Source organism: Pedobacter frigidisoli (genome assembly GCF_004331675.1).
Taxonomy (GTDB): Bacteria; Bacteroidota; Bacteroidia; order Sphingobacteriales; family Sphingobacteriaceae; genus Pedobacter; species Pedobacter frigidisoli.
This window is the reverse complement of sequence record NZ_SJSN01000004.1, coordinates 338207-345755: the sequence shown is the minus strand read 5'-3', so window position 1 is coordinate 345755 and position 7549 is coordinate 338207. Positions and strand designations below refer to the sequence as shown.

Here is a 7549-nt window from a genome sequence, read left to right as displayed (position 1 = left end):
CGCATGCAGTTCGGACAGAAGCGTGAACGCTTTGAGGGTGATCCAAACCAGGCAATGCTTCCCTTTGAAACTCCTGTTCAGATGACCTTATTACAGCAGGAAGAGGTCAAACAAAGGATAGAATATGTGCGCAAGCGCCCAAATCACCATGGACGTGCAAAGTTACCATCCCACCTTCCCGTAGAAGAGATTGAGATCCATCCCCAGGGTGATCTTACAGAAATGGTGTGTATTGGAAAAGAGATTACAGAGGAACTGGAATGTGAACCGGCACGCTTTTTCATCAAGCGTTATATCCGCTACAAATACGCGGAAAAAAACGGCGATGGGGTAAGTATTGCAGAACTGCCCGAGCGTGTCATAGATAAGGGAATACCGGGAGCAGGTTTGCTGGCCTCCATACTTACCGACAAGTATATGGACCACCTTCCCCTTTACCGGCAGAAGCAGCGCTTCGCCAGGGAGAATATCCAAATCCCTTCTTCCACAATCGAAGGCTGGACAAAACACACAAAAACAAAGGGATATCTACAAGTCGATGAAACCCCGATAAGGGTAATGGATAGTGACAAAAAAGGCGCTTGCCATCAAGGTTATTACTGGGTCTACCATTCTCCCTTGGATGGAACCGTATTATTTGATTACAGTCCTACCCGTGGGAGTAGTGCGCCTGTACCAATCCTGGGCAGCTTCAAGGGCTACCTCCAGACTGATGGCTATGCGGTATACCAAAAATATGCACAAAGCAAAGATATCATACACCTGGCCTGCTGGGCCCATGCCCGACGTGAGTTTGAAAAAGCACTTGATAATGATAAACCAAGAGCTGAAAAAGCCTTATTGATGATCCAGAAGCTTTATGCTGTGGAACGAAAAATCAGAGAACAATACCTTTATGATGGCAGCCTTCAAATCGACAACAACCTGGTAGAAAATGCAATAAGACCGGTGAGCCTGGGCAGGAAAAACTATCTCTTTGCAGGAAGCCACGAAGCGGCGCAAAGATCAGCAATGATCTATTCTTTCTTTGCGATCTGCAAAAAACATGAGGTTAATCCCTACAAGTGGCTTAAATACACGCTGGAAAATATTATGTCCATAAACCACAAGAAAATTAAAGACCTGTATCCACAGAACTTTAAAAATATAAATGGTTAATTAAATATGTACTTTATAGGCTGCATACAATGTTTTAAGGTCAAAATAGATTTCATAAGAGCTAATTTATTGTCGCTAAGTTAAAATTTAATATGATAAATTTAGTCAGGAGGATTTGGCGCTTTATATATGCGTCCAATATTGCACATAACGGTTTAGGGATTGGAGCAGGCAGGGAATAGTAGCACGTCAGCCCAATAACTTACCGAAGATAAATAGAATTACAAATGTTCAAAATTTATTCGTCAGCCCTGCTTGTGCCAAGCACCCATGTAAAAGCAGTAATCCCGTTCCATCAATAAACAATGTAGTCTAACGTTAGTTAGCTACCAAAACAATTGAAATATGGCAACAGAAATTACTGCTTTACCGAAGTTATACATTGGTATCGACATTCACAAGAAAAGCTGGTCTATACATATCCGCACGGATATCAGCGACCATAAGAACTTTACCGTTCCATCCGAGCCATCGGTAGTCTATGATTACGTGAACAGACACTTTCCCGGTTACGAGGTGGCACTAACCTACGAGGCGGGCTGCTGTGGCTTTAGTGCAGCAAGGTTTTTATGCAGATGGGCTGGGAGGTTACGGTGGTAAACCCCGCAGATGTGCCCACCAACAATAAACAATACTATCAGAAGACCGATGCGCTTGACTGCCGCAACCTTAGTAGACAATTGTCATTGGGCGAACTGAAAGGCATCTTTGTTCCAGATGAGTGTGAGGATGAACTGAAAAGCCTGTTGCGACATCGTGCAGCCATCACCCGCCAACTGCGTGCTACAAAAGCCCACATCAAAAGTTTTCTGCTTTATCAGGGCGTCAAAATTCCTGAAGCATTTGATAGTCCCAACTGGACAAAGGCATTTTTGGGTTGGCTGAGAGAACTGGAGTGGCATTCTGCCACGGGCAAGGTGTGTTTGGATAGCAAGTTGCGTGTCTACGAATTTATCCATACAGAATATCTTCAGCTGGCCAATGAACTTCGCAGCTACTGCAGAACGTACCACAAGCAGGATTATTATCTGCTTAAAAGCATTCCCGGTATTGGAGGTTATCTAGCCTCTGCTTTGCTGGCCGAACTGGGCAATATCAGGAGATTCAATAACGAAGCGAGTTTTGCAAGTTATGTTGGCCTGATACCGATGATGCGCAACAGTGGGGGAACTGAAAATGTATTTGGGGTAACGCCACGCTGCCGTGGGCTGTTGCGGAGCTATATTGTGGAGGCGGCCTGGGTTGCCCTGAGGCTCGACCCCCAGATGCAGGCCTATTACCGGAAACATATTGGCAAGAACCCAAAAAGCATCATTGTGAAGATAGCAAGAAAACTGCTGAACCGTATTCTATCGGTGATAAAAACGGAGAAACCTTACCAGATCAACTACCAAATATTATTGCATAAAAAAGAAGATATACAACAGGAAACATAATTGTTAAAAGCTCATCAAAAAACAAAGATCCAGACTACAAAACAGGGGTGGTGAAGCATTGGGCTTTCACATCGCCAAGCAGGTAGCTGTTTTTTACAATCAATATAACCATACGGGTGCAGGTGGTGTCATGAAAATGGGCAGCCACACATAGGAGCCTGAGCTTAACGATTATCTAGGTGTTTGAGGAGCATTAATTTAGCCCCCCCAAATGTCCATTTATTGGAATATTTAAAATGATTGATTAACTTGGTTCTAGGAAAACTGCTTTACATAGGAACGCCTGTTAGCACCAGTACTTATTCTGTCAGAGTGTTTGTTTACCATCATAATAAAAGTGATGAAAATATCTCAATGCGTTAATACAATGTTGTCCCCAATGATGTGTAAAGCTCCATTTTAGTTGCCAAAGTGCATCTTCAACTGCTTCGTCAGTGCGTATTTTTTCAATCTTTATTAATTCAATTTTCAAATCTCTATAAATGTCTGCGAAGTCGTCCACCAACCAACCTTGACTTGCTTCTCTGTCAGTTATTGTCCAGCCAGCATTCGGCTTTCCATCTTTTTCGGAATATGTTGGGTCGAAAATTTCCCAATAAAATGTTTCTGCTCCAAGTTCTGAAATAAGTCCAACATTTTTATTCTCAAAAATTGTTTCTCGGTCAAAGTCGCTGTCAGCTGATGAATAATTTAATTCGATTAGGTCAAGTTTGTGTCCAGCTGAATAAAGGTCTAAAAGTGCTGTATGAGTTTTTGAATAAAATATTTCTTTGTCGATATTTTCAGTTTCAAGTAGGTCAACAAATTGTCGAGCAGCAAAAAGAAAGGTCTGAGTAGAAGTCCTTTCTAAAAATTCTCTGATTTCTGTCGATAGTTTGTCTGCCATAGTATTGGTGCTAACTCTTAAATAGGCGAAATCCATTTTTATATTATTTTTATTGTAAGTGTTTGTTGTTAAGTGTTTTAAGCTTTTTTTTGAATTTCGTTTTATGTATTGTTTAAAACCAAATATAATTCATTTTTCAGCGTTTTTTCTCAGTATTTTATCTAACGGACTTTCTATGTTTTCAATCGCGTTCTTGCTCACATGAGTATAACGTAAAGTGGTTTTTATATCATTGTGCCCTAATAGCTCTTGTATATAACGCAGGTTGGTTCCACTTTCAAGTAAGTGAGTTGCATAACTATGTCTTAAACTGTGGAAGCTACAATTATCCGGTAAGCCTAAATTTTTAAATGCATTTTTAAAAATAATCTGTGCACTTCTAGTAGAGTACCTTTTCTATTCTGAGCTTCAAAGAGCCACACTTTTGGTTTATATAATGTATAATATTTTCTTAACATAGGTAAAATTCTATTACTGAGAGGAACAATCCTATCTTTTTTTTCCTTTGCTTTGCTGATGAAAATTTGCATCCTATCGCTATTAATGTCTTTAATTTTTAGGTTAACCACTTCAGAAACTCTTAAGCCAGCGCTATAAGCTAATAATAAGATTGTTTTGTGTTTTAAGTTTTCAATTGTCAGCAAGCCACTAAGTATTTTTTCTTCACTAATTACTTTAGGGAGTTGCAGATGTTTTTTAGGTCTAGGTATTTCAATAAAGAACTTCTCTCTTTTTAATACTTGTTCGTAATAAAATTTAAGCGCATTTATTCTGCTATGAATGGTAGCTTCGGTAAGCAACAAAACTTTTATGCAATAAAGTAAATAGGCTTTTATTCTTTCCGTATCGAAATCATCTGCGTTATGGTTTTTAAACACATTTAAAAACGAATTCATTTCACCTAAATAGGTTCTTATAGTACTTTTACTATAACCTTTTAAAACTAGGGTTTGTTCCATTCTAGAAATCACAGTTTCACTCATTTCTCCTCCCTTTTTACCAACAAAAATTCCTCATCAGCTAAGCTCAAAAATCCATATTCATAACAAAATATATAGGTATTACCATTTTGGGTTTGATAGGTATGCGTATGGTAATCGAAGTTGAAACCCGCAGATAGCAATTTCTTTCGAGTTGTTTTAGCCTTGGCATCTGGATTTAACTTTGCCAAAATGGAACGGTTCTTTTTTAAGATCGAATTGATGCGCTTAAGCACAAGGCTATCTCCAATTTTAAGGTTATTGTTGTAGTTGTTGCGACAAGCGTCGTCACAGAATTTTTTGTCGGCCCTGCCTTTTAATGGCATGCCGCAATCTAAGCAGGAGCGTTCCATAATAATTTGGTTTTATATTATGGGATGATCTTTTAAATTTATAAAAATAATTTCTATTTATTTTATAATAATGATAGCCTTGGAGAGCGTTAAACGAAGCTTATTCGTCTATAAACGTTTATAAACGACTATAAATATTTACCGTACGACTAATTTTTCTTCTTGTTTGCACCTTTGTTCTGTCGGTAGTCGTGGTGATTACTGTTCGTTAAATATTTAGAAACTTAAATTTAAAAATCATGGAAAGTGTAATTAACAAAGTAGTATTAAGTGGATTTGCTGGTGCAGATGCTGAATTAAGAATTCTTTCAGGCAATCAAAAATTAGCAAGAGTTAATCTTGCTGTAAATGAATCTTACAAAAATGCTTCAGGCGAAGAAGTTAAAAAAACGCAATGGTTTACTTTAACTTTCTGGAATGCAAAAGCAGATTTAGCAGCTGCACAAATCAAGAAAGGAACACGCTTTACAATAGAAGGCAGATTACAAACAGGAAGCTATGAGGCTAAAGACGGAACCAAAAGATTTACTACTGATATTGTAGTAAGTGAGTTGGCCATTAAGGAAATAGAATTAGCAAATTAAAATAAATAATCATTACACCTCTTGCTTTTATAACCGCAGGAGGTGTAATGTTAAAGTTTTACAGATAAGCCAGTGTAAAAATTTACGCCAGCTGCAGGATTAAAATACCTGCCGTTTGCCGCATTCAAATCATTGCCCAAACTGTATTTTTCGTTAAGGATATTATTAATTCCGAAGAAGATATCAAATGGTATTTTGCCGATTTTTAGCGCCCTTATGCCAGTCTTTAATTCTAGCAGATCATATTTGCCAGCAATAACAGTATTGGCGTCGTTTAGTGGGATAGCTGAAGTATGGTTATGTTGCAAGAATAAGTAAAATCCTTTTTTAAAATTAAATTCCAAGCTGTTTACCAAAATATGCTCAGGAACTCCAGTCAGCTTATTTCCACTAAAAGTAGCATTGCCATTTACAAAATCATCAAACCTAAAATGGCTAAAGGTGTAATTGCTTCTCCATTGCAATCCTGTTAAAAATGAGGTTGTATTTTTTACGACCCAAAACATAGTTTCTAGCTCAATTCCTGTTTGTTTTGTTCCACCTGCATTAATAAAATATTCTGCATCATTTTGATTTAAGCGCCTAACAATGGCATCTTGTAAATTAAACCAGAAAATATTTCCACTGGCATAAAATCGATTATCTTTGGTTTTGTAGCGAAGTCCTATTTCATAATTCCATCCCAATTCCGCTTGTAAATCATTATTGATATTATTGTCTGATGACCTCACCTCGGCAATGGTTGGTGGCGAATAGCCTTTACTTACAGAAGTTCTGATCGAAAAATCGCTAGTTAAAAGATATGATAAGGCAAGCTTTGGCATTAGTTGTGCATCAAATTTTCTTTGCTTTTCGGCAATCGTAATAGGGAAGAAGCTTTCGTATTGATAGTTAAAAAAGTTTGTACTTGATGCCAGTTCAATTAATAACTTGCTATTAATATCGAAATTTAGCCTCAAATAAGCAAAATTTTGATTTGCCCTTAAATGATCGAAAGCTTGAATGGTGGTTGGTTCACCACCACTATTGTTAAAGTTTTTGATCTGGCTTTTTGTGCTGGCGCTTTCTAAACCTATCTGACTACTAAACTTTAGATTGTCGTTATCCTTAACATATTCCAGAAAAGTCCTTAAGCCTAAAGTGCTTTCATATCGCTTTTCATAATTGGTGATGAATGGATTCTTGAAATCGGTATAGGTAGTAAACAACGCAATAACATGTTTAAAATGATTACTGATCTGGTAAGTATTCGATATCCCTCCAAAAAAAGTTTTATTATAAATTGCAGCTTTTTGAGTTGTTGCTCCAGGAATAGTTGGCGTAGCAGGGCGGGCAAGCCTTGGATCTTGTTCTAGCTGAATGGCTGTTAATCCTCCTGGGGTTTTGTAGCTTAAATCACTATAAAACGCAAAAGCCTTTAAACTGCCAGCAGCACTATAATTCCATTGGTGCTTGGTTTGAAAATACGCTCGATCCATAGCACTGTTTTCGCGATAGCCATTGCTTTTTTGATAACCTTGACCTACACTAAAGCTGTAATTCTTAAATTGATGTTGAATGTTAAATGTTTGGTGGAAGAGGCCATAAGAGCCTGTAGTTATCGATGCGCCAACCTGATCTTGGTTTAAGCTTGGTGGATTAATGAGCACTGCTCCACCGGTATTCGCCCCAAAAATACTGGCTTCTGGTCCTTTGTAAATTTCCATTGAACCAACGGCAGAGAAATCAATCGAATTTAAGTAGGTATTTCCGCCTGCATCAGTCAAGGGGAAATCATCTACATAAATTTTAATATTTCTGATCCCGAAAGGCGAACGAAGCAAACTTCCTCGAAGTGATAAACGGTAACTTCCAGGCGATCGTTCTTCCATTCTTACCCCGGGAATGGTGTTAAATGTACTGACTAAAGAATTGCTATTTTGATTTTTAATCAGGCTGCTATCTACAAGGCTTACTGCAGAAACCGACCTTAAGATGGGTTGTGTATTGTAATAACCTTTTACAACAACTTCGTTCAGTTTTTTAACAGAATCGGTTTTAAGTTGCGCATGGCAAACAAATGAAATTAATATAAAAAGATAAGTAAAGGATATTTTCAATTTTCGGGATTTAATGATTAACGGCCATCAAGTATATAAAAATAATGTTTATA

Annotated in this window: 8 protein-coding genes; 3 read left to right on the top strand and 5 right to left on the bottom strand. The window is 37.8% G+C overall.

Annotation, left to right across the window (positions count from 1 at the left end; all coding sequences use genetic code 11):
* Both tnpC and EZ449_RS07185 read left to right on the top strand, forming a co-directional pair.
* Positions 1-1158: IS66 family transposase (gene tnpC, locus EZ449_RS07190; protein ID WP_131557279.1), on the top strand; the 1158-nt coding region annotated here is incomplete at its 5' end.
* Positions 1159-1727: 569 nt separating this feature from the next.
* Positions 1728-2594 carry an IS110 family RNA-guided transposase gene (locus EZ449_RS07185; RefSeq protein WP_205942955.1) on the top strand — a complete coding sequence of 289 codons (867 nt, stop codon included), beginning with the start codon at positions 1728-1730 and terminating at the stop codon, positions 2592-2594.
* A gap of 307 nt (positions 2595-2901) precedes the next feature.
* Here the strand turns inward: EZ449_RS07185 and EZ449_RS07180 are convergent, their stop codons facing one another.
* The 4 genes from EZ449_RS07180 to EZ449_RS07165 all read right to left on the bottom strand — a co-directional run bounded on the left by EZ449_RS07180 (position 2902) and on the right by EZ449_RS07165 (position 4813).
* A complete protein-coding gene (locus EZ449_RS07180) occupies positions 2902-3480 on the bottom strand; it encodes a DUF5063 domain-containing protein (RefSeq protein WP_131557278.1) in 579 nt (192 codons plus the stop codon).
* A 129-nt stretch (positions 3481-3609) separates the two neighbouring features.
* Positions 3610-3846 (bottom strand): tyrosine-type recombinase/integrase, encoded by a 237-nt coding sequence (locus EZ449_RS23465; RefSeq protein ID WP_394347124.1) that lies wholly within the window; start codon positions 3844-3846, stop codon positions 3610-3612.
* Entirely contained in the window at positions 3819-4463 is a 645-nt protein-coding gene (locus tag EZ449_RS23270; protein ID WP_131557277.1) for a tyrosine-type recombinase/integrase, read from the bottom strand. The genes EZ449_RS23465 and EZ449_RS23270 overlap by 28 nt, the downstream gene beginning before the upstream one ends.
* On the bottom strand, positions 4460-4813 hold the full coding sequence (locus tag EZ449_RS07165) for a hypothetical protein (RefSeq protein ID WP_131557276.1): 354 nt from the start codon (positions 4811-4813) through the stop codon (positions 4460-4462). The genes EZ449_RS23270 and EZ449_RS07165 overlap by 4 nt, the downstream gene beginning before the upstream one ends.
* A gap of 239 nt (positions 4814-5052) precedes the next feature.
* On the opposite strand from EZ449_RS07165, the gene EZ449_RS07160 reads away from it, so the two are divergent.
* Positions 5053-5397, top strand: coding sequence for a single-stranded DNA-binding protein (locus EZ449_RS07160; RefSeq protein WP_131557275.1), 345 nt, complete (start codon positions 5053-5055; stop codon positions 5395-5397).
* Positions 5398-5447: 50 nt separating this feature from the next.
* On the opposite strand, the gene EZ449_RS07155 is transcribed toward EZ449_RS07160, so the two are convergent.
* Positions 5448-7496, bottom strand: a complete 2049-nt coding sequence (locus tag EZ449_RS07155) for a TonB-dependent receptor (protein ID WP_131557274.1) — start codon at positions 7494-7496, stop codon at positions 5448-5450.
* Positions 7497-7549: the final 53 nt, after the last annotated feature.

Excerpts from the sequence above, each read along its gene's own strand:
- EZ449_RS07185 (WP_205942955.1), top strand. The coding sequence starts at position 1,728 with ATGCAGATGGGCTGGGAGGTTACGGTGGTAAACCCCGCAGATGTGCCC.
- EZ449_RS07180 (WP_131557278.1), bottom strand. The coding sequence starts at position 3,480 with ATGGCAGACAAACTATCGACAGAAATCAGAGAATTTTTAGAAAGGACT.
- EZ449_RS07160 (WP_131557275.1), top strand. The coding sequence starts at position 5,053 with ATGGAAAGTGTAATTAACAAAGTAGTATTAAGTGGATTTGCTGGTGCA.
- EZ449_RS07165 (WP_131557276.1), bottom strand. The coding sequence starts at position 4,813 with ATGGAACGCTCCTGCTTAGATTGCGGCATGCCATTAAAAGGCAGGGCC.
- EZ449_RS23270 (WP_131557277.1), bottom strand. The coding sequence starts at position 4,463 with ATGAGTGAAACTGTGATTTCTAGAATGGAACAAACCCTAGTTTTAAAA.